The organism is Salinisphaera sp., assembly GCF_002729955.1.
GTDB lineage: Bacteria > Pseudomonadota > Gammaproteobacteria > Nevskiales > Salinisphaeraceae > Salinisphaera.
The window spans coordinates 161,918-185,230 of the sequence record NZ_PBYA01000027.1; the positions used below are offsets into that span (position 1 = coordinate 161,918).

The 23,313-nt window shown below is 64.3% G+C and carries 21 protein-coding genes; 5 read left to right on the forward strand and 16 right to left on the reverse strand.

What is annotated here, in order from left to right; translation table 11 throughout:
• Window positions 1-62: 62 nt before the first annotated feature.
• From clpA to CMN27_RS07295, 5 genes are all read right to left on the reverse strand, one after another.
• A complete protein-coding gene (clpA, locus tag CMN27_RS07275; RefSeq protein ID WP_293625166.1) occupies window positions 63-2,324 on the reverse strand; it encodes an ATP-dependent Clp protease ATP-binding subunit ClpA in 2,262 nt (753 codons plus the stop codon).
• A gap of 61 nt (window positions 2,325-2,385) precedes the next feature.
• The gene (gene clpS / locus CMN27_RS07280; RefSeq protein WP_006913917.1) at window positions 2,386-2,718 is read right to left on the reverse strand and encodes an ATP-dependent Clp protease adapter ClpS; all 333 of its coding nucleotides are present in this window, start codon (window positions 2,716-2,718) and stop codon (window positions 2,386-2,388) included.
• Between the two features lie 179 nt (window positions 2,719-2,897).
• The gene (gene plsX, locus CMN27_RS07285; protein ID WP_293625170.1) at window positions 2,898-3,908 is read right to left on the reverse strand and encodes a phosphate acyltransferase PlsX; all 1,011 of its coding nucleotides are present in this window, start codon (window positions 3,906-3,908) and stop codon (window positions 2,898-2,900) included.
• Between the two features lie 42 nt (window positions 3,909-3,950).
• On the reverse strand, window positions 3,951-4,136 hold the full coding sequence (rpmF, locus tag CMN27_RS07290; RefSeq protein WP_293625172.1) for a 50S ribosomal protein L32: 186 nt from the start codon (window positions 4,134-4,136) through the stop codon (window positions 3,951-3,953).
• 34 nt (window positions 4,137-4,170) lie between these two features.
• Window positions 4,171-4,713, reverse strand: coding sequence for a YceD family protein (locus CMN27_RS07295; RefSeq protein WP_293625174.1), 543 nt, complete (start codon window positions 4,711-4,713; stop codon window positions 4,171-4,173).
• Window positions 4,714-4,858: 145 nt separating this feature from the next.
• Between CMN27_RS07295 and CMN27_RS07300 the strand changes: the two genes are divergently transcribed.
• Window positions 4,859-5,452: a Maf family protein gene (locus CMN27_RS07300; protein ID WP_293625176.1), complete on the forward strand. Its 594-nt coding sequence runs from the start codon at window positions 4,859-4,861 to the stop codon at window positions 5,450-5,452.
• Here the strand turns inward: CMN27_RS07300 and CMN27_RS07305 are convergent.
• Together CMN27_RS07305 and CMN27_RS07310 are read right to left on the reverse strand one after the other, a co-directional pair.
• Complete coding sequence (locus tag CMN27_RS07305) at window positions 5,449-6,111, reverse strand: HAD-IA family hydrolase (protein WP_293625178.1); 663 nt, start codon at window positions 6,109-6,111, stop codon at window positions 5,449-5,451. The genes CMN27_RS07300 and CMN27_RS07305 overlap by 4 nt on opposite strands.
• Window positions 6,108-6,995, reverse strand: a complete 888-nt coding sequence (locus tag CMN27_RS07310; protein WP_293625180.1) for an RluA family pseudouridine synthase — start codon at window positions 6,993-6,995, stop codon at window positions 6,108-6,110. Before CMN27_RS07310 ends, CMN27_RS07305 begins: the two co-directional genes overlap by 4 nt.
• Before the next feature lie 373 nt (window positions 6,996-7,368).
• On the opposite strand from CMN27_RS07310, the gene CMN27_RS07315 reads away from it, so the two are divergent.
• Entirely contained in the window at window positions 7,369-11,013 is a 3,645-nt protein-coding gene (locus tag CMN27_RS07315) for an Rne/Rng family ribonuclease (RefSeq protein ID WP_293625182.1), read from the forward strand.
• 209 nt (window positions 11,014-11,222) lie between these two features.
• Here CMN27_RS07315 and CMN27_RS07320 read toward each other — a convergent pair whose 3' ends face one another.
• The 9 genes from CMN27_RS07320 to CMN27_RS07360 all read right to left on the reverse strand — a co-directional run bounded on the left by CMN27_RS07320 (window position 11,223) and on the right by CMN27_RS07360 (window position 20,879).
• On the reverse strand, window positions 11,223-11,723 hold the full coding sequence (locus tag CMN27_RS07320; RefSeq protein WP_293625184.1) for a low molecular weight protein-tyrosine-phosphatase: 501 nt from the start codon (window positions 11,721-11,723) through the stop codon (window positions 11,223-11,225).
• Window positions 11,716-12,486 (reverse strand): 3-deoxy-manno-octulosonate cytidylyltransferase, encoded by a 771-nt coding sequence (gene kdsB, locus CMN27_RS07325; protein ID WP_293625185.1) that lies wholly within the window; start codon window positions 12,484-12,486, stop codon window positions 11,716-11,718. The genes CMN27_RS07320 and kdsB overlap by 8 nt, the downstream gene beginning before the upstream one ends.
• Before the next feature lie 27 nt (window positions 12,487-12,513).
• Entirely contained in the window at window positions 12,514-13,500 is a 987-nt protein-coding gene (lpxK, locus tag CMN27_RS07330; protein ID WP_293625186.1) for a tetraacyldisaccharide 4'-kinase, read from the reverse strand.
• A gap of 61 nt (window positions 13,501-13,561) precedes the next feature.
• Window positions 13,562-15,298: a lipid A export permease/ATP-binding protein MsbA gene (gene msbA / locus CMN27_RS07335; protein ID WP_293625187.1), complete on the reverse strand. Its 1,737-nt coding sequence runs from the start codon at window positions 15,296-15,298 to the stop codon at window positions 13,562-13,564.
• 85 nt (window positions 15,299-15,383) lie between these two features.
• A complete protein-coding gene (locus CMN27_RS07340; protein WP_293625188.1) occupies window positions 15,384-15,794 on the reverse strand; it encodes a biopolymer transporter ExbD in 411 nt (136 codons plus the stop codon).
• Window positions 15,791-16,402 carry a MotA/TolQ/ExbB proton channel family protein gene (locus CMN27_RS07345; RefSeq protein ID WP_293625190.1) on the reverse strand — a complete coding sequence of 204 codons (612 nt, stop codon included), beginning with the start codon at window positions 16,400-16,402 and terminating at the stop codon, window positions 15,791-15,793. Before CMN27_RS07345 ends, CMN27_RS07340 begins: the two co-directional genes overlap by 4 nt.
• Before the next feature lie 87 nt (window positions 16,403-16,489).
• Window positions 16,490-18,811, reverse strand: a complete 2,322-nt coding sequence (locus CMN27_RS07350; protein WP_293625192.1) for a DNA internalization-related competence protein ComEC/Rec2 — start codon at window positions 18,809-18,811, stop codon at window positions 16,490-16,492.
• Window positions 18,812-18,919: 108 nt separating this feature from the next.
• Complete coding sequence (lolD, locus tag CMN27_RS07355) at window positions 18,920-19,636, reverse strand: lipoprotein-releasing ABC transporter ATP-binding protein LolD (protein ID WP_293625194.1); 717 nt, start codon at window positions 19,634-19,636, stop codon at window positions 18,920-18,922.
• A complete protein-coding gene (locus CMN27_RS07360) occupies window positions 19,629-20,879 on the reverse strand; it encodes a lipoprotein-releasing ABC transporter permease subunit (RefSeq protein WP_293625196.1) in 1,251 nt (416 codons plus the stop codon). The genes lolD and CMN27_RS07360 overlap by 8 nt, the downstream gene beginning before the upstream one ends.
• Before the next feature lie 83 nt (window positions 20,880-20,962).
• Here CMN27_RS07360 and CMN27_RS07365 point away from each other — a divergent pair, with 83 nt between their 5' ends.
• The 3 genes from CMN27_RS07365 to CMN27_RS07375 are packed head-to-tail and all read left to right on the forward strand — an operon-like array spanning window position 20,963 to window position 23,288.
• Entirely contained in the window at window positions 20,963-21,373 is a 411-nt protein-coding gene (locus CMN27_RS07365) for a hypothetical protein (RefSeq protein WP_293625198.1), read from the forward strand.
• Window positions 21,373-22,407 carry an agmatine/peptidylarginine deiminase gene (locus tag CMN27_RS07370; protein WP_293625200.1) on the forward strand — a complete coding sequence of 345 codons (1,035 nt, stop codon included), beginning with the start codon at window positions 21,373-21,375 and terminating at the stop codon, window positions 22,405-22,407. Before CMN27_RS07365 ends, CMN27_RS07370 begins: the two co-directional genes overlap by 1 nt.
• Complete coding sequence (locus CMN27_RS07375; RefSeq protein WP_293625202.1) at window positions 22,404-23,288, forward strand: carbon-nitrogen hydrolase; 885 nt, start codon at window positions 22,404-22,406, stop codon at window positions 23,286-23,288. The genes CMN27_RS07370 and CMN27_RS07375 overlap by 4 nt, the downstream gene beginning before the upstream one ends.
• The last annotated feature ends 25 nt before the right edge of the window (window positions 23,289-23,313 follow it).

The window sequence follows — 23,313 nt, forward strand, 5'->3', positions numbered from 1 at the left end:
CCCAAAAAAAGGCCCGGTAAAACCGGGCCTTGAATGCACTTTCTAAAGTGTCGTCGCTCGAATCAGGCCTCGGCCGTTTCCCGGGCGGTGATATCGAGCTCGATCGCGTCGTCGTCCACACGCACGACCACCTGGCCGCCGTTGGCCAGCCGGCCGAACAACAGCTCTTCGGCCAGCGGCTTCTTGATGTGGTCCTGGATCACACGGGCCATCGGCCGTGCGCCCATCTTCACATCGTAGCCACGCTCGGCCAGCCAGCTTCGTGCCTCGGCTTCGACCGTCAGGCCGACGCCGCGCGCTTCCAGCTGGGCTTCGAGCTGGAGGATGAACTTGTCCACCACCCGCTCGATGACTTCGCCCTGCAACGGCTGGAACTGAATGATCGAGTCCAGGCGATTGCGGAACTCCGGCGTAAAGCCGCGACGAATGGCTTCCATGCCGTCCGAGCTGCTGTCGCTGGGATTGAACCCAATACCCCGGCTGGCCATGGCTTCGGCACCCGCGTTGGTCGTCATCACCAGGATCACGTTGCGGAAGTCCGCTTCGCGACCGTTGTTGTCGGTGAGTTTGCCGTGGTCCATCACCTGCAACAGCAGGTTGAAGATATCCGGATGGGCTTTCTCGATCTCGTCGAGCAGGACCACTGAATGCGGCTGCTTGTTCACCGCTTCGGTGAGCAGTCCGCCCTGGTCGTAGCCGACATAGCCCGGCGGCGCACCGATCAGGCGCGACACCGTATGCCGTTCCATGTATTCGGACATATCGAAGCGCACCAGCTCCACGCCCAGATGCAGCGCCAGCTGGCGGGTGACTTCGGTCTTGCCCACGCCGGTCGGGCCGGCGAACAGGAAGGAGCCGATCGGCTTGTCGCGGTTATCCAGCCCCGAGCGCGACATCTTGATCGCACTGGCAAGCGAGGTGACCGCTTCGTCCTGGCCGAAGATCACCAGCTTGAGATCGCGTTCGAGCGTCTTGAGCACGTCGCGATCGTCGCGGGAGACCGTCTTGGACGGAATCCGGGCGATACGCGAGACCATGTCCTCGATATCACGAACCTGGACGGTCTTGCGCTTCTTGCCGGAGGGCCGCAGACGCAGGCGTGCGCCGGCCTCGTCGATCACGTCGATGGCCTTGTCCGGCAGGTGGCGGTCGTTGATATGGCGTGCCGAAAGCTCGGCAGCCGCTTCCAGTGCCGGCTGGGTATAGCGCACCTGATGGTGCTCCTCGAAGCGATTCTTGAGGCCGCGCAGAATCTGCACGGTATCGGCCACGCTCGGCTCGGGCACGTCGATCTTCTGGAAGCGGCGTGCCAGCGCGCGATCCTTTTCGAACACACCCCGGAATTCCTGATAGGTGGTCGCACCCATGCAGCGCAGCTCGCCGGAGGCAAGCTTCGGCTTGAGCAGGTTCGAGGCGTCCATCACGCCACCCGAAGCCGCACCGGCGCCGATGATGGTATGAATCTCGTCGATGAACAGCACCGCGCCGTCCTGTTTTTCCAGCTCGGCCAGCACACCCTTGAGACGCTTCTCGAAGTCGCCGCGGTATTTGGTCCCGGCAATCAACGCGCCCAGGTCGAGCGCATAGATCACGCTCTTGCTCAGTACGTCGGGGACTTCGCCGTCGACGATCATGCGCGCCAGACCTTCCGCAATCGCGGTCTTGCCGACGCCGGCTTCGCCCACAAGCAGCGGGTTGTTCTTGCGCCGGCGGCACAGCGTCTGCACCACGCGCTCGATCTCGTGGTCGCGACCGATCAACGGATCCACGTCGCCTTCGGCGGCCTTGCGATTGAGATTGGTCGCGTACTGCTCGAGCGGCGACTTGCCGGCTTCGCCGCCTTCCTCGGCGCCTTTCTCCGAGGTCGGGCCGGGCTGTTCGCCCGCGCTGTCCGACTTGGAGACGCCGTGCGATACGTAGTTGACCACGTCCAGGCGACTCACGCCCTGCTCGCCGAGCAGATAGACCGCATGGGATTCCTGTTCGGAGAAGATCGCGATGAGCACGTTAACCGCGGTCACCTCCTTCTTGCCCGACGACTGGACATGGTAGACCGCGCGCTGCAAAACGCGCTGAAAGCCCAGCGTGGGCTGGACTTCATGATCCTCGCCGGCCGGCACCACCGGCACATGCGTATCGATATAGCTCTTGAGTTCGCGTTCCAGACTTGGAATATCCGCGCTGACCGCTTCCAGCACCTCGGCCACGGCCGGGTTATCCAGCAGCGACATCAGCAGATGTTCGACGGTCAGCATTTCGTGGTGCTGGCGTCGGGCCACCATGAAGGCGGCATCGAGAGCGGTTTGAAGTTCCTGGCTCAGCATTTTGCGTCCCCGAACCTTATGTTCGATTGAGGCCTGATTCTGTCCTCGACGATTGCGAAAATCAGGCTTTTTCCATAGTACACAACAGCGGGTGCTGATGGGCGCGTGCATGGTCGTTGACCATGGCCACCTTGGTTTCGGCTATCTGAGCCGTAAACGTACCAGCCACCGCCTTGCCCCGCGTATGAACGGTCAGCATGATCTGGACCGATTGCTCGCGGTTGAGGTTGAAAAACGTCATCAGCACTTCCACGACGAATTCCATCGGTGTGAAGTCGTCGTTGTGCATGACCACCTTGTAGAGCGGCGGCTGCTTGGTTTTTGGCCGACTGGTTTCGACAACGGCCTCGCCTTCGTCTTCCACCGTCGGCTTGGGTTTGTCGGACTGACTCATCTCGTGCCTACCTTGGCCTGCCGCCGAGTCTCTTGTTAAGACTCAATCGGCATCGGATCCATTTTCTATACGCAGGATATAAGGATACGGGGGCAGCAAATCAATCGATCGGACACAATCGATCGTCGAAGCCGTGCAGTCACGGCATCCGCGCAGGTCAGCCCGCAGGCGGGCGGGGGTTATTCGCCGAGGTTGTGCGCGAGAAGCGAACGAATACGCTGCGGTACTTTCTGTTCGACTTCCATGCGCGCGACGTTGATCGCGCTGGCGAAGGCGATCGCATCGGCATCGCCGTGCGACTTGATGACCGTGCCCTGCAGACCGATGAAGGTCGCGCCGTTGTACTGGCGCGGGTCCACACGGCGACGAAATGCCTTGAGCACCGGCATGGCGAAGAACGCCGCGCTGCGGGTCAGGGCGTTGCGCGAGAATTCCTCGCGCAAGAACTGGGCGATGAGCTTGCCCAAGCCTTCGCTGGTCTTGAGGGCGACGTTGCCCACGAAGCCGTCGCAAACCACCACATCGACGTCGCCGATATAGATATCGTCGCCTTCCACGAAGCCGATATAGTTGAGTTCGCTATCCCCCAGCAGCTTGCCGGCCTGCTGGATCTGGATATTGCCCTTGATTTCCTCGGCGCCGATATTGAGCAGCCCCACCCGCGGCTCGTCGACGCCGTGAACGGCTTCGGCGAGTACGGCCCCCATCACCGCGAACTGGAACAGCTGCTCGGGGGTGGATTCGGCGTTCGCGCCGAGATCGAGCATGAGCGTATGCCCACGGCGGGAGGGAATCGGGGATACGATCGCCGGGCGATCGATGCCTGCCAGCGTTTTGAGGACGAAGCGGGCCGTTGCCATCAACGCGCCGGTGTTGCCTGCCGACACGCAGGCCGCGGCGTCGCCGTTATGGACGACGTTGATCGCCACGCGCATGGAAGAATCTTTCTTCTGGCGCAGCGAGCGCGCCGGCGATTCCGACATGCCCACCACTTCGCTGGCATGCCGTACGGTGAGGCGTTCGCCGACGTTGGCTTTCTTATGGCGCGCGATCTGCCGATGCAGAGTTTCGGCATCCCCGACCAGAACGATCTCCAGCTCAGGGTGGGCCTGCAAACTCTTGATGGCGGCTTCCACAGCCACAGGGGCGCCGTGGTCGCCGCTCATGGCGTCGACTGCAATACGCGTCATGATTCGACACCCGAGGCTACGCGCCCCGGGAATCATCCGTCGCTAAACGTCGTCGCCGGTATTGACGACGCGACGACCACGGTAGAAACCGTCGCGCGTAACGTGATGACGCAGATGCGTCTCACCCGTCGTCTGGTCGATCGACAGCGTCGGCGGGTTCATGCTGGCGTGCGTGTTGCGACGCTTGTCGCGCTTCGAACGGGATTTGCGGTTCTTTTGGACGGCCATGGCGTTCTATGTCTTCCAGCGTTGTCGAAAATCGTCAATCGTCGCGTTTGAGCTGACTCAGCACCGCGAACGGATTGTTGGGTCTTTCATCGTCTTGTTCGTCACGAAGCGGCATGTCGTGATCAACATACTGCGACGTGCACTCGGGCCGGTTGCAACGGGCCACGCTTGGCAGCGCCAGGAGCAATTCGTCGGCCACCAGCGCATGCACATCCAGCATGTCACCGTCGGCCAGTACCGGTTCGTATTCTCGCGGCACGTTGGCGGCAGCGTCGTCGTCGCCGACCACCACACCGGCCACGTCCACGTTCATCGGATGATCGAAAGCGTTCAGACAACGCTGGCATTCCAGCCGTAGCGTGGTGCTGATATCACCCTCGACATGGACACGCCGTTGCGCATCCTCCCGAAACTCGAGATCCACCACCACCACCGGGTTCGCACCGGCCGATGAGTCGATCGTCTCTGCCGCGACCCGATCCAGACGATCCAGATCGAGACGGCCTTCGATTCGCCCCTGCTGTGTCGCAAGTCGACGGTAATCGACACGTGGTACCAGCGCTCGGGGCGTGTTCATGGCGCGCGATAATAGGGGCGAAAGCCCGCCAAGTCAAAGCATTTCGCCGTTTCACTCCTGGCTGGCGCCATGCACGACGCCCGCAGATGGTATGACCGATCGTTTATCCTTTGGCCGCCAGAGATTCGCTGACAAAGGACCCCGCATGGCCCCGACCTCCCCCGCTCCGATCATTCTCGCCTCCAGCTCGCCCTGGCGGCGCGAGCTTCTGACGCGTCTGGGGCTCGAGTTCGAGACGATTTCGCCGGACATCGATGAAAGCGCGCGCGACAACGAGCCCCCGTCGGCCCTGGCTGAGCGTCTGGCCATTGGCAAGGCGCGCCGCATATTCGATGACCGGCCCGAGGCCATCGTGATCGGCTCCGATCAGGTCGCCGACGTCGAGGGCGACATTCTCGGCAAGCCCGGCACCTCCGAGAAGGCAAAGGCCCAGCTACGCCATCAGTCCGGCAAGACGGTATATTTCCATACCGGCCTGTGTGTATGCGCGCCCGTATTCGAGGCACCGCGATCCTGTGTGGAAACCGTGGCCACACGTTTTCGCGAACTGGATGATGCCCAGATCGCCCGCTATGTCGAAGCCGAGGATGTGACCGCGACCGCGGGCAGCATCAAGTCCGAAGGTCTGGGCATCAGCCTGGTCGAGTCGATCGAGTCGAAAGATCCGTCGACCCTGGTCGGGCTGCCGCTGATCGCCCTGTGCCGCCTGCTCGCACAGGCCGGCGTCGAAATTCCCTAGGCGCTACGCCGCTCGCTGGCGAGCCAGTCCGGCAGCGTTTCCACGCTGTCGAGCACTTCGAGCGCTCCCGCGCGCAGTAAACGCGCGGCATCATGAACCCCGCAGCCCACGCCTATGGCATCCACGCCGGCCGCCCGCGCCATGGCGACATCGTATTCGGTGTCGCCAATCATGAGCGCATGCTCGGGCAGCGTGGCCGAACGCAAGAGAATGTTCTCGATCATGTCCGGGGCGGGTTTGGGCGTGCACTCGTCGGCACAGCGAGTCCAACGGAAATAGTCCTCGGTGCCGGTCGAGCGCATGGCGGAGTCCAACCCGCGCCGACTTTTACCCGTCGCCACCGCCATCTCGAAACCCTGTGCCTTGAGTGTCTCGAGCGCCTCCAGCACCGGTGGGAACAGCTTCGCGGCACTGCGTTTCATTCCATAGCGCGCGCGGTAGGCGTGCACGCGTGCGCGTACACGCTGTGTGTCCAGGTCGGGAAACAGGCGCGCCAGGACGTCGTCCAGTCCGAGGCCGATCAGCTCACGCATTCGATCCGGGGAGCGTTCGGGCAGACCCAGATCCTGAATCGCGTTCTGCATGGCCGAAACGATCTCGCCCGCCGAGTCCATCAGGGTGCCGTCCCAGTCGAATACCAGCAGTTCGTATCGTTTCATTCCTGTTCGTCCAGGCGGTCGAGTAGCTGCTGCAGATCGGCGGCCAACGGCGCGTCGAGCTGTAACGTCTCGTTTTGATAGCGCATATCGATATGGGCCGCATGCAGAAACATGCGCCCCAGCCCGCGCTCTTGCCATAGCGAGGCACGCCGGTTCGACCCGTACTTGTCATCACCGGCCACTGGATGCCCACAGTGTGCGGCGTGCACGCGGATCTGGTGGGTGCGCCCGGTCTTGATCTCGACCGACATCAGGGTGGCATCGCCATAAAAGGCGACCGGCTCGAAGCGCGACACGCTCACCTTGCCGCCACTGGGGTCGACGGTGACCATGCGCTCGCCGCTGCGTTCGACGTCGCGCGACAACGGGGCATCGACTTCGATGGCGCCCTCTTTCCAGTGGCCGTCGACCAGCGCCAGATAGCGCTTGGTCGCGGCTGCGTCATTCAGCCCGGCCCGCAGGGCGTCCAGGGCAGCGCGCGAGCGGGCCACCAGCAGACAGCCGCTGGTCTGGCGGTCCAGGCGATGCACGAGCTCGACGTACTCGCCCGGCCGGGCCACGCGCAGCACCTCGATCAGGCCAAAGCGCAGGCCGCTGCCGGCATGCACCGCCAGCCCCGCCGGCTTGTTGAACACCAGCATGTCGTCGCGCTCATGCATGAGGGCACGCCGGGTCTTTTCGATCAGCCCGTCGGGCGGTCGCCCCGGACCGGGCTTTTCTTTCTGGCGTACCGGCGGCAGGCGGATCTCGTCGGCTTCGGCCAGACGCGTGCCCGGCTTGGCGCGGCCACGATTGACCCGCACCTCGCCGCTGCGAATGATCCGGTAGACCTTCGATTTGGGAACGTCCCGAAAGGTGCGCAAGAGGAAATTGTCGAGCCGCATGCCTGCATCGTTACTATCGACACGGACATAGCGAACTTGAGCGGGTGCCGTAGTCAGATTACACTCCCAAGGTCGGGTTGATTGATCTGTCCGCCGACGCCTTTCCCGCGCGGGCACGCAATCGCCGACTGACAGTCATTTGTCACACGCTGAAAAAATGCCGGGCAAGCCTAGCATGCGCCCCGGATACAGCGTGTTCTTCCGCGAAGAGTCATTTATTTATTCATGTGCTCCTGTCTGATTGCTGCTGTGCACCGTGTGATCGTCGCCGTCCTTACCGGCCACGACGCCACGGCTACGCCGGCGGCCGGCGCCTGTTTGCGCGCGCCGCTCACACTTTCAGGCAGTCGAGCGCCAGTCGAGACCCATTCGAATGAAACGCATTTTGATCAACGCCACGCAGCCCGAAGAGCTGCGCGTGGCGATCGTCGATGGCCAGAAACTCCATGATCTAGATATCGAAGTCGGCAGCCGCGAACAGCGCAAGGCCAACGTCTATAAAGGCCGCGTGACGCGGGTCGAGCCGAGCCTCGAAGCCGCCTTCATCGATTACGGCGGCAATCGCCACGGTTTTCTGCCGCTCAAGGAAGTCGCCAAGGACTATTTCAACAAGAACCAGAACGGCGGTAACGGCAAGGACAGCATCAAGCATGCCCTGTCCGAAGGTCAGGAGATCATCGTTCAGGTGGAAAAGGAGGAGCGCGGCAACAAGGGCGCCGCTCTGACCACCTTCGTGAGCCTTGCCGGGCGCTATCTGGTGCTCATGCCGAACAACCCCCGTGCCGGCGGCGTGTCGCGTCGGATCGAGGGCGAAGACCGCAACGAGCTGCGTGAAGCGCTCAACGAGGTCCAGGTCCCCAATGGCATGGGCGTGATCGTGCGTACCGCCGGCGTGGGCCGATGCGCCGAGGAGCTGCAATGGGATCTGGACTATCTGGCCCAGGTCTGGAAAGCGATCAACGACGCCGCCGAAGCGCGCAAGGCCCCGTTCCTGGTCTACCAGGAGTCCAACGTCATCATCCGCGCGCTGCGCGATTATCTGCGCGACGATATCGGCGAAGTGCTCATCGACCAGGCCGATATCTACGAAACCGGCCGCGAGTTCATGCAGCAGGTCATGCCGCATGCGCTTAACAAGCTCAAGCAATACACCGACGAAACGCCGCTGTTCTCGCGTTTCCAGGTCGAATCCCAGATCGAAAGCGCCTTCGAGCGTGAAGTCACCCTGCCCTCGGGCGGCTCGATCGTAATCGACCACACCGAAGCCATGACCTCGGTCGATATCAACTCCGCTCGTGCGACCAAGGGCGGCGGTATCGAGGAAACGGCCTTCAACACCAACCTCGAAGCCGCCGAGGAAGTGGCCCGCCAGCTGCGTATCCGCGATCTGGGCGGCCTGGTGGTGATCGACTTCATCGACATGGAGAGCAACAAGAACCAGCGCGAGGTGGAAAACCGCCTCAAGCAGGCGGCCAAGGCCGACCGCGCACGAGTTCAGATCGGGCGCATCTCGCGCTTCGGCCTGCTCGAAATGTCGCGCCAGCGCCTCAAGCCGTCGCTGTCGGAATACTCCTCGCAGGCCTGCCCGCGCTGCCTGGGCCGTGGTTCGATCCGCAGCGTGGAATCGCTGTCGCTGTCGATTCTGCGCCTGCTCGAGGAAGAAGCCATGAAGCCGTCCACCGGACGGGTGATCGTGCAGCTGCCGATCGCCGTGGCCAGCTTCCTGCTCAACGAAAAACGCGACGATATCGCGGGCGTGGAAAAACGCTCCGGTACCCAGGTCACGCTGGTACCGAACCACACGCTGGAAACCCCGCACTACGAAATCAAGCGCGTACGCGGCGATCAGCTTTCGGAAGACGCCAACGACGCCACCAGCTACCGCCTCGATACCCACGTCGAGATCGAAAAGCCGGTGGAACCGAACCACGGCGCCGCCGCAACCGCGCGCGAAGAGCCGGCGGTCAAGCGCGTGGCCCGGCCCGATGCGCCGGTCATCGAACGCAAGAGCGAGCCGGCCCAGGCCCCCGCGGCCGCGCCAACCGCCACGATGACGCCCTGGCAGCAGCTATGGGATGCCCTGCGGCGTATATTCGCCGGCGATGCCAGCCCGGCAACGACGGCAGCAGCCACCGCCTCGGCCAGTGCTGGCCAGGCACAGACAGGCAACGCCGCGAACACGCGTAGCGATACGAGCGACAGCAGCGAAGGTGCGCGCAAGACCAAGCCGCGTCGTGGCAACCGCTCGAACGATGGCCGCCAAAGCCAGGGCCAAAGCCAGAACCAGGGCCAGAGCGAAAACGATAAAGACAGCGACAACGGCAAGGACAATCAAGGCGGCGGCAACAAGCGCTCGCGTCGCGGTGGCCGCAATCGGCGTAACAATCGCAGCGATAACGACAGCGGCGACAAGGACAATTCCGCGTCCAAGAACAACAACGCGCGCAAGAACGAAGACGGCGCCAACAAGCGTAACGACAGCGACAGCAACAAGCCGAAGGATAAAAAGCCCGACGCATCGCCGGAAAGCTCGAACGCTCGCAACGACGGCACGAAGAAGGACGACGCATCCCGGAAGGACAAGTCGTCGGCGGGCCAGAACAAGGCGACGAACAACGACGACAAGAAAGACGACAACAAGCCGTCCGACTCGCAGGCGTCGCACGACACGAGCGCTGAAGACTCGACGAAGTCGGCACACGCCGGTGAGGCGGCGGACGATAACGGCGCCAACACCGAAGACAACACAAACAGGGACGCCAATAACGAGAGCACCGGCGGCCGTCGTCGGCGGCGGCGCGGCGGTCGTGGTCGCCGCGGCGGGCGCAATCGCAACAAGACGGGCAACGACGGCCAGAACGAGTCCGGCACGCCCGACGACGCCCAGTCCGAGTCCGATGATACCGCCGCGCCGGCAAACGCCGACTCAAACGACACACAGGCGGTGGCGGCCAAAGACGACAACAAGGCCGCCGTACCGGAACCGGCGGACGATGCATCGCTGAACGCCGACCAGCCGGATACCGGCGACGCCACAACGGCCGGCCAGCCGACAAAGCAAGCGGCGCCCCCCGAGCCCGACACGGCCAAGGAGGCCGAGCGCGAACATGCGCCGGCTGCCGAACCGAGCACGGAAAAACAGGCCGAGGCTTCGAAGCCGCTGAAGGCGCCGACACCCGAAGACGATCTGCCCTGGTCCGCGGTGACGGCCAGCGACAATGCCAAGGCAGCGTCGCAGCACAAGCCTGCCCAGGCTGAATCCGGCCTCAGCTCTGTGGAGATCCGCGAACAGGCCGCCAGCGACCGTGCGGACGAAGCATCGACGACCGACGCCAAGGGCGACACGGGCGCCGACACCTCCAGCACGGCAGAACAGCCGGCCACGGCCGACACGCCCAAGGCGGCCGAAACGCCGGTCGCCTCACCCGAGCCGGCCGTCGCGGCAGAGCCGAAAGCTGAAGGCACCGACGAGGCCACGGGCAACCCGGCAGAACCGGTGGCCGAGGCTGAAAAATCGGCGCAAGACGCAGGCGACGAGGAAAAGCCTGCGCCGAAACCCAAGCGCAAACGCAGTCGCAAGCCGGCCAAGAAAGCCGCGCCGAGCGAGAGCGAAGCCGATGCGGCCGCCGAACCCGAAGCGGGTACCTCGGCGGAGGCCAAAACCGACGACAACGAAAACGCAGGCAGCAAACTCAAGCAGGTCGAAACGCAAACCGGCAAGCCGAAACGTCAGGCCGATATCGACGATACGGCCACCGCGGCGAGCCAAACGCCGACCGAAGACCTGTTCGAATCGGCCGAGGCCTCCGAGGTGGCCGAACAGACAGACCCGGCCGGGTCAGGCGACATCCCTGCCGCCCAGCCTCGCGCCAGCGTCGACGAGGTCGTTGCTGAGAGTGACGAGACCGAGTCGGAATCGCAGACGCTCAATCAGGTCGAGACTCGGGCCGATACGTCGGAGACGAAGGACGCGGCCGAGGACGAGGACAAGCCGGCCGATAAGTCGTCGGCGTCCTGATCGACTGACGTCGAGCTGTAAAAGCCCGGTCCCGTTAAGGGGTCGGGCTTTTTTTATGTGCGTCGGTCGATGCAGGGCACAAGACGGGCACCCTTCAGCCAGAGCCCGAATGAACACAGCCAGGGGCCGTTCGCCCCGCCGGCCTTGCAGAGGGTTATTAAGCCGGCACCCAAACAGCTGACTCGGTCAGCCGTCTCGATGGGGCACGATTAGTCCAGATCAGGCCAGCGCTGGCGTATGTCCGCAAGCAACCCGCTGGAGGCGTCCTCGATCATATCCAGCACCCGTTCGAACCCTTGCTCGCCGCCGAAATACGGATCCGGCACGCTCTGATCCCGGTAGGCGGTGCTATAGCGCATGAACAACGACGGCTCGGCGCGGGCGTCGGCGGTGGCCTGATACAGCGTCTGCAGCGATGCGAGGTTGTCGGCATCCATGGCCAGCACGTAGTCGAAAGCGCGCAGATCGTCGGCGGTGACCTGCTGGGCACGTAGATCGTCGATATCGATCTGACGTTTCAGCGCTGCACTGGCCGCGCGCTGATCCGGTGGTTTGCCGATATGCCAGTCGCCGGTCCCGGAGGAGGCAATCTCGATACGATCGTCTAACCCGGCCTCGGCCACCATGTGCCGAAATACGCCATGCGCCGTCGGCGAGCGACAGATATTGCCCAGGCAAACAAACATCACGCGAACAGTCGCTTCAGTCATCATCTCTCTCCGAAGAAGTCCCGGCCGCCATCAGCGCCTCTACCAGCGCGATGTCTCCAGGCGTATCGACTCCCGGCCCAGGCACGGCCTTTGCCTGTACCAGCGCGATCGGCAGGTTCAATTCATAGGCGCGCAGCTGCTCCAGGGACTCGATACGCTCGAGGGCGCCCGGCGCTGCGGCCGAAAAGCGTTTCAGCGCACCCGTACGATAGGCATAGATGCCGAGATGACGAAATGCGCCAGCTTCAAACTCGGTATTGCCGCTGTCGCGATGAAACGGGATCGGCGCCCGGCTGAAATACACCGCACGCCCCGCAGGTGTCGCCACCACCTTGACGATATTGGGGTTATGAAAGGCTTCGGCGTCGCGAATCGGGGTACAGGCGGTCGCAATGGCCGCCTCGGTATCGGCTTCAAGCGCGGCGGCGACCTGGTCGATCAGCTCGGGGGGCATGAGCGGCTCGTCGGCCTGCACGTTGACCACGATCGTCTCGTCGCCCCAACCGCGCTGGATCGCCACCTCGGCGATGCGGTCGGTACCACAGCTGTGGTCCGCACGGGTCATGCAGGCTGTCACGCCCGCCACCCGCGCAGCGTCGGCCACCGCCTCGCTGTCGGTGGCCACGATCACTTCTGCCGCCGCGCTTGCCCGCGCCGCGCGGCAGACATGCGCCAGCATCGGCTCGCCGGCGATTGCGTGCAGCACCTTGTTCGGCAGGCGCGTGCTCGCCAGCCGTGCCGGAATAATAACGACGAAATCCATGGTGCTCCCTGTTTATCTAGTCGCGGCTCATCGAACCTGCCGCGCGGCCAGCAGGCGGTCAATCAAGGCGTCGATACGGGCTTCGCAATCCGAACTGAAGGCCACGCGTACCGGCACCTGCCAGCAGCGCGCGGTATTGGCAAAGCGGCGACACTTTACAGCGTCCTTGCCGGTCATGAGCAGCGGCCTGTCATCTCCGAAATCGAGATCCTGTGCCCGATAACGATGGTGGTCCGGCATCGGGTGTTCGATAACGTCCAGCCCGAGTCCGCGCAGCATGTGGAAAAAACGCCTCGGATCACCGATACCGGCGATGGCATGAACCGGCGTGCCGACAAACTGGGACAGCTCGCGGCGTCTGCCCTGCCCGTCGAGCGACAGGGCCGCACCGGGCACGAGCCAGAAATCGGCGTTGGAGCCATGCACGAGCGATAGATCCACCGTGTCCAGCCGCGACGGCGGTTCGCGCAGCGGCCCGGCCGGCAGCAAGGCGCCGTTGCCCAGGCCGCGGCGGGCATCGGTCACGGCAATTTCGGCGTCGCGCCGCAGTGCGTAATGCTGCAGGCCATCGTCGGCGATGATGATCTCCACGCCCTGTTGTTCGAGCCGCTGGGCGCCACGCGGGCGGCGCGGGTCGACCACTACCCGGGCACCCGATTGCAGTGCCATCATCAACGGTTCATCGCCCACGGCCGCCACGTCGCTGTCGGGCCCGACGTCGAGCGGATAGGTGTCGGCTTGACCGCCGTAACCGCGCGAGACGACGCCGACCCGCAGGCCGCGTTGCTGCAGCTTTTCGATCAGCGCCAGCGTGAGCGGTGTCTTGCCGCTACCGCCCACGGTGATATTGCCAACCACGAGTACAGGTACGCCAACGGCTTCGCTGTGCAGCCAGCCGCGGCGATAGAACAGACGCCGTGCCGCCACCACGCCGCCGAACAGCGTGGCCAGTGGGCGCAGCGCCAGCCAGCCTCGCCCTTGTTCATACCAGCTGCGTTCCAGCGCCGCGCGCATCAGCCTGCGCTAATCCCGGCTCGTCGGGTACGCCATGGTGTGTCGCGCCACGCCCACGGTTTCAATCGGGGCGTGCGAACTGGATATCGTGCAGCCCGCGATAATGCCCGCCGATCTGCATCAGCTCGCTGTGCGTGCCCTTTTCCACCAGCGCGCCATCGTGCATGACCACGATCAGGTCGGCATCCTGAATGGTCGACAGGCGATGGGCGATAACCAGCGTCGTACGACCCCGCATGAGCACGTCGAGGCCCTTCTGGATGGCCTTTTCGGATTCCGTATCCAGCGCCGACGTGGCTTCATCCAGAATGAGGATCGGCGAATCCTTGAGCAGTGCACGCGCGATGGCGATACGCTGGCGCTGACCGCCCGAGAGCATGATGCCGTTCTGACCCACGAGGGTGTCGTAGCCGTTGGGTAGCGACTGAATGAACTCGTCCGCATAGGCACGGCGCGCGGCGTCCATTACGGCCTCGCGGTCGGCGTTGCCCAGCGCACCGTAGGCGATGTTGCCGGCCACGGTATCGTTGAACAGGATCACGTTCTGATCGACCAGGCTGATCTGCTGGCGCAGGTCGCGCAGGCGATATTCGGTGAGGTCATGGCCGTCCAGCTTGATATGGCCCTGGCCGTATTCATAGAAGCGCGGCAGCAGCGACAGCAACGTGGACTTGCCACTGCCGGAGCGGCCGACGAAGGCGACCGTCTGCCCCGGCTTGACCTCGAAGCTGATATCCCGCAGCACGTCGGTTTCGGTGCGCGGATAGCGAAACCACAGATTGGACACTTCGATATGACCATTCGCGCGCTCGATGGTCAGCGTGCCTTGGTCCGGCTCACCCGGCTCATCGATGAGCTCGAAAATCGCACCCGCGGCGGCCATACCCGCCTGAATGGTGGCGTTGACGCTGGTCAGCCGCTTGATGGGGCCCATCATGGCCATCATCGCGCCGAAGAACGCGGCCAGATCGCCGGGCGACATGATGCCGCCGCCGGTATCCCGTACCGCCACCGAGACCACGAACGCCACCGCAAAGGCGGCAATGAGCTGGATCACCGGCACGCTGGCTGCGCTTGTCGTGGCCTTGCGCATCGACATACGGCGGTTGCGCTCGTTGATGCGGTCGAAACTCAGGGTTTCGCGGTCTTCGCCACCGAAGACCTTGACCACACGCTGGCCAGTAAGCACCTCTTCACTGACGTGGGTGATATCGCTCATCGATTGCTGGATCTGCATGCTGTAGCGCCGGAAGCGCTTCGATACATGGCTGATGATGATGGCGATGAGCGGGCCGATGACCAGCGTGATCAGGGCCAGGGACCAGTTGATCCAGAACATCAGAAACGTGAAGCCCACGATCCGCAGGGTGTCCTGGATCATGATCGTGATCGCGCTGGTGGCCGCACCCGAAATCTGGCCGGTGTAATAGGTCAGCTTCGCGGTGGTCTTGCCGGTCGAGTTGGCATCGAAGAAGCTCGACGGCAGGCGCAGGAATTTCGCGAAGATATCGCTGCGCACGTTGTAGATGACGCGGTTGGCCACCCAGGACATGCCGTAGCTCGAACAAAAGCCGAAGGCGCCGCGAAACAAAAACAGTACGAGCATGAACGCCGGGATCCAGCGGATCATCCACGGGTCGCGGTCGACGATACTGCCGTCGAGCAGCGGCTTGAGGATGTAGATCAACGCCGTATCCGCGCCCGCGTAGCCAGCCATGCCGATGGCGGCGATCCCCAGCCACTTCTTGTGCCGCCACGTATAGCGTAGAAGACGCGGGTAGATCTCGCCGATCGGCATGTTTGTTTCGAATTGCTGTCGCGCCAAGATGAAGGCCTTTACGTGAAAGTGAAAAACCCGACGCCATCGGCGCCGGGCGATATTGTCAGCGTTTGTCACCACGGGTCGCAATTTCGACCCGTTCGAAATCAGCCTGCGAGGCCGCATCCATGGCCCGAACCACGGCCGCGTGGCTGGACTCTCCGTCTGCACGTACCCGCAGCGGTCGTTGCGGATATTGTGCATGCAGCGCGCGCAGCGAAGCGATCAGCTCGCCAGCCTGCGTCTGCCGACCGTTGATGCGATATACGCCATCGGCGTCGATATCGACGATCACGGCTTCGGTCGCGGCCATTGCCTGCGCGCTCGCCGCGGCCGGCAGCTCGAGGGGCAGATCCTTTTCGTCGACGAAGCGGCTCGACACCATGAAGAAGATCAGCAGCAGAAAGACCACGTCGATCAACGGCGTGAGGTTCACCGACGGTTCCTGATCGGTCGTACGGCGCACGAACTTCATGGCGAAGGCGTATCGCGCTGGTCTTCGATCAGGCGCACCGCCCATTGCTCCAGCAACAGCCCGCGTTTCTCCACCAGGCCATTGAAATAGCGATAGGCCACGAGCGCGGGAATCGCCACGCACAGCCCGGCCGCCGTGGTCACCAGCGCCTGCCCGATGCCACCGGCCAAGGCCTGGGCGTCGCCCAGGCCGGCTTCGGTCATGGTCGCAAAGATCTGGATCATGCCCGCGACCGTGCCGAGCAGGCCGAGCAGCGGTGTGATCGCGGCGATGGTGCCCAGGGTGTTCAGATAGCGCGCCATGTCGTGGCCGACCTGGCGGCCGGCCTCTTCGATACGCTCACGGCGAATATCGATGCTTTCATCACGAGTCCCGACCACCGCGGCCCACACATGCCCCAAGGGGCTGTTCGCCTCCAGCGACTGCCGCTCGGCGTTCGACAGCGCGCTCGCGCGCGCCAGCCGGGCGCGCTGGTCGAGCAGCTGGGGCGGCGCAACGCGCTGGGTACGCAGCGCCCAGGTCCGCTCGATCACGATGGCGAGGCCGAGCACCGAGCAGATCGCGATCGGCAGCATCAGCCAACCACCGGCCGCAAGCATTTCTGCCATGCCTTGTTCCTTCGATATCAGGCAAGACGGCATGATAAGCGCCCGGATCGTTGCGGGCCACCCATGCGCTGGCAGGCGGGCCTGCTGCTAGGGCGTATGCCATACCCGCGGCGCCGCTTGCCGCCAGCGGCTGACTTCGGGCGCCCCCGGCGTCGGCCGTATCGTGAGTTCGATCGCGCCCGACTCGGCAGTGTTGACCACGGCGGCGCCGGCGGCCTTTAAACGTGCAACCACCTGCTCGTCGGGAAAACCCCAGCGGTTGTGCCAGCCCGCCGAGACGAGCGCGATGTCGGGCGCCACCGCCGACACGAACGGCGCGGAACTGGAGCTGGCACTGCCATGATGCGCCACGACCAGCACCGTGGCGGCAAGCGCTTGCGCATCACGCGCCACGAGCGCCAGTTCGCTGGCCTCTTCGATATCGCCGGGCAGCAGTACCCGGCCGCCGGGCGCATCGATACGCAGCACGCAGGAGCGCGCGTTGTTGCGCATGCCGGGCTCCATGTCGCGATCACTCGGGTACAACATCGTGAAACCCACGCCGTCCCACTGCCAGTGCTGGCCGGCGCGACAGGGGTGGTCACTGTCGGCGCCACTTCGCCGGCGTACGTCGAGCTGCTGAGTGATCGCCTCGGCGCCGCCCATATGGTCGTTATCGCTATGGCTGATCATCAGCTCATCGACGGTGGTCCGCCCTACATGGCGCAGATAGGGCACCACGAACGCATCGCCGGCATCGAACCCCGTGCGATAAGCCGGCCCGGCGTCGTAGACGAGCGTATGGCGCCGGGTCCGGACCACAACGGCCAGCCCCTGCCCCACGTCCAGCACCGTCAGCCGCAGGCCGCCCGGGGCGATCTCATGCGCGGGCGGACGCAGGCCGATGATCGCCGGCAGCAGAAATATCGGGGCCAGCCAGCGCCCGGGCAGACCGCGCGGCATGGCCACAAGCGCGACGCCGACGAGTGCCAGCACCAGCGCCATCATCCCGTGTACGCCCGGGTGGATACTCGCCCAGGGCCAGTTGGCAAGTGTGGCCAACCCCGGCCAGGCCCAGTTCAGCGCGGCCGCAATGGCCGCCAGTGCCGGGCCACCCACGGCCGGCAGCAGCAGCGCGGCGATGGTGGCAAGCAGCAGGATCGGCACGAACACCACTGCCGCGGGAATGAGTACCGCATTGACCAGGGGCGCAATAAGCGAAGCCTGGCCGAAGAACCAGGCGCTCAACGGCGCCAGTCCGGCCACCAGCCCCAGTTGCAGAACGATGAAGCCGAGCACGCGACGCCGTGTGGCCACACGACCCAGATAGATCAGCCACGCGACCGCGCCGAACGAAAGCCAGAAGCCAGGCGTAATCACCGACACCGGAGCCCAGAGCACAACCACGATCGCCGCCAGTGCGAGTATTCGTGACACTGCGATATGCCGCATGGCCACCAGCGCGAACAGCCCCGCCGCGACCATCACCAGCGCACGCTGGGTCGGTAATGCGAAGCCGGCCAACAGTGCATAGAACAGCGCGCCGGCCAGCCCGACGCCGCCCGCCAGCCAGGGCACGGGCGACCGCGGCGCGAACCGCAAGGCCAGCCAGCGCGCTAGTGCAAAAAGCCACCCGGCGACCAGACCGATATGCAGGCCGGAAATCGCAACCAGATGAGAGGTGCCGGTCGCGCGTAGCACCGACCATTGTTCGTCGCTGATCGCGTCGCGAATACCGAGCGTGAGCGCGGCGACGATCCCCTGCATGGGCGAGTCGCGCAGAAACGGCTCGATACGACGCATGGCCAGCGCGCGCAGCCGATCAACCGTCAGGCGGGGCGGCGTGTCGCAGGGCTCGGCCTGGCGTATGTAGCCGCTGGCGTCGATTCGTTCGCGCCAGAGCCAGCCTTCGTAGTCGAACGTGCCGGGGTTGGCAGAGCCGTGGGGCGTATCGAGCTTGAAGGCGCCGGTCAGGCAATCGCCGGGCAACAGATCGTCGCCGTGGTCGTACCAGGACAGGCGCAGCCGGTACGGCGGCGTATCACGAGCCAGTTCGAAGCGGGCGCGATAAGGGTCGTGGGCCACGACGCCGACCACATGGCCGGTCATGGCGACGGTCTCGCCCGTTCGTGAAACCGGCCAGCGCGAGTCCAGCTGGCGTTGAATGCCGTAGCTCGTCCATGCCGCCCCCGCCAGGGCCACGAACAGCAGTATGCGCCCGGGCCATCGCCGGAAACACGGCAGCAGCAGCGCGCCGAACAGCCACAGCGGTAAAGGCGACGGCAGCAGGTAGATCGTCGCGACAGCCGCGATCAGCGACACCGCGAGCCAGCGCGGATCGCGATCCGCGGCCCGCAGCACCCGACCCAGGATCCGTGCCGCTGCGCGGTATGGGTCCTGTGCGACTTCCCCCTTCGACTGCCCCGTCATCCTGTCCCGGCGTAGCGACACCGATTAAGGCCACGGGATCAGCCTAGCGTGTATCCCGGACCGCGCAACCGCGCCGGGCGTATTGAATCAGCCTCGGAGGTATTCGGGTCAGGTAAACGCACTTGCCTGGGCCGGCGAGAGTCGCCCGTCGGCCAGGCTCCAGACCTGATCCATACGTTGGGCGAGTTCGCGGTCGTGGGTCACCATCACCAGGCTGGTATTCATCGACGCATTCAGCTCGAGCATCATGTCGAACACGCTCGACGCGGTGCGATGGTCGAGATTGCCGGTCGGTTCATCGGCCAGAATACAGGCCGGACGCGTGACCAGCGCACGCGCCACGGCCGCGCGCTGACGCTCGCCGCCGGAAAGCTCGGTGGGCTTGTGTTCGAGGCGATCGCCCAGGCCCACCTTGCGCAACAGATCGCGGGCTTCATCCAGCGCTTTTTTCGGCGGCCCGCGCCGAATCAGCAGCGGCATGGCCACGTTCTCGACCGTGGTGAATTCCGGCAGCAGATGATGAAACTGGTAGATGAAGCCCAGCTTTTCGTTGCGCAGCTTGCCGCGTGCGGCGTTGGACAGCGTGGTCATGTCGCGCCCGGCGATATGAATCGTACCGCGAGTGGGCACATCCAGACCGCCCAACAGATGCAGCAAAGTCGATTTGCCGGAGCCGGAGGCCCCGATGACCGCAATCTTGGCGCCGGGCGCTACCTCGAGGTTGATGTCGTCGAGCACCGTGACCGGCTCGCGCACTTCCGTGAACGTCTTCGACAGATGGCTGCAGCCGAGCACGCTAGTGCCCGCTTCGGGGGTGTTACTCATAACGCAGGGCCTCGGCCGGTTGCACGCGAGCGGCACGCCACGCCGGATACAGCGTCGACAGGAACGACAGCACCAGCGACAGCAGCGCGATCTGTACCACATCGCTCTCATGCAGCTCGGCCTTGAGCTGGCTGATGTAGTAGACGTCGGCCGACAGCAGATCGGTGTTCAGCAGGCTTTCCAGCATGGGCACGATATGTTCGATATTGATCGACAGCAGCACGCCCAGCACCACGCCCACCACGGTACCGATCACGCCGATCAGCGAACCCTGCACCATGAAGATGGCCATCACCGACTTGGGCGACATGCCCAGCGTACGCAGAATGGCGATATCGCCCTGCTTGTCGGTGACCACCATCACCAGCATGGAGACGATATTGAAGGCGGCCACCGCGATAATCAGGCTCAGGATGATGAACATCACCGTTTTTTCGGTGGCAATGGCGTGGAAGAAGTTGGCGTGCTGGCGGGTCCAGTCGGACACGCGCTTGCCGGGGTCGAGTATCACCTCGAGCTGACGGCTCACGCTGGGCGCATCGAACATGTCGTTCAGGTGCAGCCGTACGCCGGTCACCCGATCCTGCATGTTGTAGAGGGTGGCGGCATCGCCCATATGGATCATGACCATGCCGCGGTCATACTCGTACATGCCCACCTGGAATACGCCGCCGACGGTAAAGCGACGAAAACGCGGCACGATACCGGCCGGGGTGATATTGGCCTCGGGGATCATCAGATCCACCTTGTCGCCGACGTTCACGCCCAGAATCGCGGCCAGTTCCGCGCCGATGACGATGCGGTACTTGCCCTTTTCAAGCGAATCGAAGTTGCCGGCCACCATGTGGTCGGCCACGTCGGACACATTGCGTTCCTTCTCCGGCAGCACACCGCGAATCATGGTGCCGGCCATATTGCGACCGCTGCGTACCATGCCCTCGCCGCTGATATAGGGCGCCGAACCGGTCACATCCGACAGGCGTTGGTCGACCTGACTTTCCACGTCCTGCCAGTCCTGCAGGCCGCCGCGACTGCCCGAAATCTCGACATGTGAGGCCATGCCGAGGATACGGTCGCGCAGCTCAGCCTCGAAGCCGTTCATCACCGACAACACGGTAATCAGCAGCATCACGGCAAGCGCGATCCCGCCCATCGAGATGGACGAAATGAAGGAGATGAAATGGTTGCGCCGCTTGGCCCGCGTGTACTTCAGGCCGGCGTAGAGTTCGAGGGGTCTAAACATTGGCGCGCATTAAAGCATAATGGTCACGATCGGCGCAGGGGGTCTGCGACCGAAAACCATCGTCGGGGATTTGAGTCATGCGCATGAGAACGTCTCTGCTTGTTTTAGTTCAGCTTTCGAGTCTGGTTTTGATCAGCGGCGCAGCACTTGCGCAGTCCGACAACGACTACGCTGACGACAACGCCCGCGATGCCGGCACCACACAGACACAAACGCGCGGTACGGTACTCGACATGCCGGCCGGCGAAAATACCGTCCAGGGCGCCGCCACACCGCGGCCGAGCACCCCGCCGCGCGGCATGACCAAGGCCCGCGTGCGCCAGCAGTACGGCGAACCACAGAGCAAGAGCCAGCCGGTCGGCGACCCGCCGATCACGCGCTGGGACTACCCGGGCTACCGGCTGTACTTCGAATACGACCATGTCCTGCACGCGGTCGTGCCCGATCATTTCGAACCCGTCACCCACAGCGACGAACTGCAACCGGCAGATTGATGAAAGAACGTGTACTGCCGGCCGAATGGGCGGCACAGCAAGCCACCGTGCTCGTATGGCCGCGCAGCGGCGGCGACTGGGGAAACGGCCTCGACGCCGCCCGCGATGCCATCGCCGAGTTCGCCGCCGTGCTTTGCGACTACCAGCCCGTGATTCTGGCCGCCGCCGACGCCGAATGTCGCGCCAGCATCGCTGCGCATCGGCTGCTCGCCGATCTTGCACCGCTGAGCGTGGTCGACGTGGCCAACGATGATATCTGGGCGCGGGATACCGGCCCGATCACGGTATTCGACGACGGCGCACGGCGTTTTCTGGATTTTCGTTTCGACGGCTGGGGCGGCCAGTTCGAAGCCAGCCGCGACGATGCCTTCACCGCCGCGCTGCATGCCACCGGCGTATTGGGCGACTGCCCGATCGAGCGCCACGAGATCACGCTCGAAGGCGGCAGCATCGAATCCAACGGCGCGGGCGCGGTGCTCACCACCGAACGCTGCCTGCTGCAAGGCCGGCGCAATGCGGATTTCGACCGCGAGCGCGCGATCGCCGCGCTGGCCGACGCACTGGGCGTAGAAACCGTCCACTGGCTCACCCAGGGCGATCTGATTGGCGACGATACCGACGGCCATATCGACACCCTGGCCCGTTTCGTCGCCGCCGACACCATCGCCTACCAGGGCTGTCGCGACCCACAGGATGCGCATCATGACGCGCTTGCCGCCATGGCCAAAGAACTGGACGCCCTGCGCGATGCCCGGGGCCGGCCCTATCGACTGGTCGAACTGCCCCTGCCCAGCCCTGTGCACGATCCGGAAGACGGTCATCGCCTGCCGGCCGGCTATGCCAACTTTCTCATTGCCAACGGCTGCGTGGTCATCCCCGCCTTCGACGACCCGGCGGACGACGACGCCCACGAGATCATCGCCGGGCTGTTCCCGGATCGCGATATTCGCCGCGTCGACAGCCGTGCCTTGATTCGCCAGCACGGCGGCCTCCATTGTGCGGCCATGCAAATTCCTGCCGAGTTGCCTCGATGAACGATTCCGCCCCGCTGCGCGTTGCCGTGGCGCAATACGCCTGCACGCCCGACCCGGCCACCAATCTGGATACCGCGGTCACGCATATCGAACAGGCCGGCGCCGCCGGCGCAAAGCTCGTGCTGCTGCCCGAGCTGCACAACACGCCCTACTTCTGCCAGCGCGAGGACCCGGCGCTGTTCGATCTGGCCGAACCGATCCCCGGTCCGTCCACGGAACGCCTGGCCGCGGCCGCCCGTGATGCCGGCGTGGTGGTGGTCGCCTCGCTGTTCGAACGCCGTGCGGCCGGGCTGTATCACAACACCGCCGTGGTGCTGGATGCCGACGGAACGCTCGCCGGGCGCTATCGCAAGATGCATATCCCGGACGATCCGGAATACTACGAAAAATACTATTTCACCCCGGGCGATCTCGGCTTCACGCCGATCGATACCGCCATCGGCCGGCTCGGCGTACTCGTGTGCTGGGATCAGTGGTATCCGGAAGCCGCCCGCCTCATGGCCCTGGCCGGTGCCGAACTGTTGATCTATCCCTCGGCGATCGGCTGGGACGACGCCACCGATGACGCGGCCGAACAGCAGCGCCAGCTCGATGCCTGGCAAGGCGTTCAACGCGGCCATGCCATCGCCAACGGCCTGGCGGTTGTGACCTCCAACCGCGTCGGCATCGAAGGCGACAACAACACCGAAATCCGTTTCTGGGGACACAGCTTCGTGTTCGGCCCGCAGGGCGAAACGCTGGCCGAAGCCGGCGAAGACGGCGAACTGCTGGTTACCGACTTGGATCTGCATCGCACCGAGTCGGTACGCCGTATCTGGCCCTTCCTGCGCGACCGGCGTATCGATGCCTTCGAAGACATCACTCGGCGTTTTCGCGACTGATATCCAGCCCGTCTCGACATTTGCC

Bases quoted from the DNA above. Each gene is read 5' to 3' on its own strand.
- clpA (WP_293625166.1), bottom strand. From the start codon at position 2,324: ATGCTGAGCCAGGAACTTCAAACCGCTCTCGATGCCGCCTTCATGGTG.
- clpS (WP_006913917.1), bottom strand. From the start codon at position 2,718: ATGAGTCAGTCCGACAAACCCAAGCCGACGGTGGAAGACGAAGGCGAG.
- plsX (WP_293625170.1), bottom strand. From the start codon at position 3,908: ATGACGCGTATTGCAGTCGACGCCATGAGCGGCGACCACGGCGCCCCT.
- rpmF (WP_293625172.1), bottom strand. From the start codon at position 4,136: ATGGCCGTCCAAAAGAACCGCAAATCCCGTTCGAAGCGCGACAAGCGT.
- CMN27_RS07295 (WP_293625174.1), bottom strand. From the start codon at position 4,713: ATGAACACGCCCCGAGCGCTGGTACCACGTGTCGATTACCGTCGACTT.
- CMN27_RS07300 (WP_293625176.1), top strand. From the start codon at position 4,859: ATGGCCCCGACCTCCCCCGCTCCGATCATTCTCGCCTCCAGCTCGCCC.
- CMN27_RS07305 (WP_293625178.1), bottom strand. From the start codon at position 6,111: ATGAAACGATACGAACTGCTGGTATTCGACTGGGACGGCACCCTGATG.
- CMN27_RS07310 (WP_293625180.1), bottom strand. From the start codon at position 6,995: ATGCGGCTCGACAATTTCCTCTTGCGCACCTTTCGGGACGTTCCCAAA.
- CMN27_RS07315 (WP_293625182.1), top strand. From the start codon at position 7,369: ATGAAACGCATTTTGATCAACGCCACGCAGCCCGAAGAGCTGCGCGTG.
- CMN27_RS07320 (WP_293625184.1), bottom strand. From the start codon at position 11,723: ATGACTGAAGCGACTGTTCGCGTGATGTTTGTTTGCCTGGGCAATATC.
- kdsB (WP_293625185.1), bottom strand. From the start codon at position 12,486: ATGGATTTCGTCGTTATTATTCCGGCACGGCTGGCGAGCACGCGCCTG.
- lpxK (WP_293625186.1), bottom strand. From the start codon at position 13,500: ATGCGCGCGGCGCTGGAACGCAGCTGGTATGAACAAGGGCGAGGCTGG.
- msbA (WP_293625187.1), bottom strand. From the start codon at position 15,298: ATGCCGATCGGCGAGATCTACCCGCGTCTTCTACGCTATACGTGGCGG.
- CMN27_RS07340 (WP_293625188.1), bottom strand. From the start codon at position 15,794: ATGAAGTTCGTGCGCCGTACGACCGATCAGGAACCGTCGGTGAACCTC.
- CMN27_RS07345 (WP_293625190.1), bottom strand. From the start codon at position 16,402: ATGGCAGAAATGCTTGCGGCCGGTGGTTGGCTGATGCTGCCGATCGCG.
- CMN27_RS07350 (WP_293625192.1), bottom strand. From the start codon at position 18,811: ATGACGGGGCAGTCGAAGGGGGAAGTCGCACAGGACCCATACCGCGCA.
- lolD (WP_293625194.1), bottom strand. From the start codon at position 19,636: ATGAGTAACACCCCCGAAGCGGGCACTAGCGTGCTCGGCTGCAGCCAT.
- CMN27_RS07360 (WP_293625196.1), bottom strand. From the start codon at position 20,879: ATGTTTAGACCCCTCGAACTCTACGCCGGCCTGAAGTACACGCGGGCC.
- CMN27_RS07365 (WP_293625198.1), top strand. From the start codon at position 20,963: ATGAGAACGTCTCTGCTTGTTTTAGTTCAGCTTTCGAGTCTGGTTTTG.
- CMN27_RS07370 (WP_293625200.1), top strand. From the start codon at position 21,373: ATGAAAGAACGTGTACTGCCGGCCGAATGGGCGGCACAGCAAGCCACC.
- CMN27_RS07375 (WP_293625202.1), top strand. From the start codon at position 22,404: ATGAACGATTCCGCCCCGCTGCGCGTTGCCGTGGCGCAATACGCCTGC.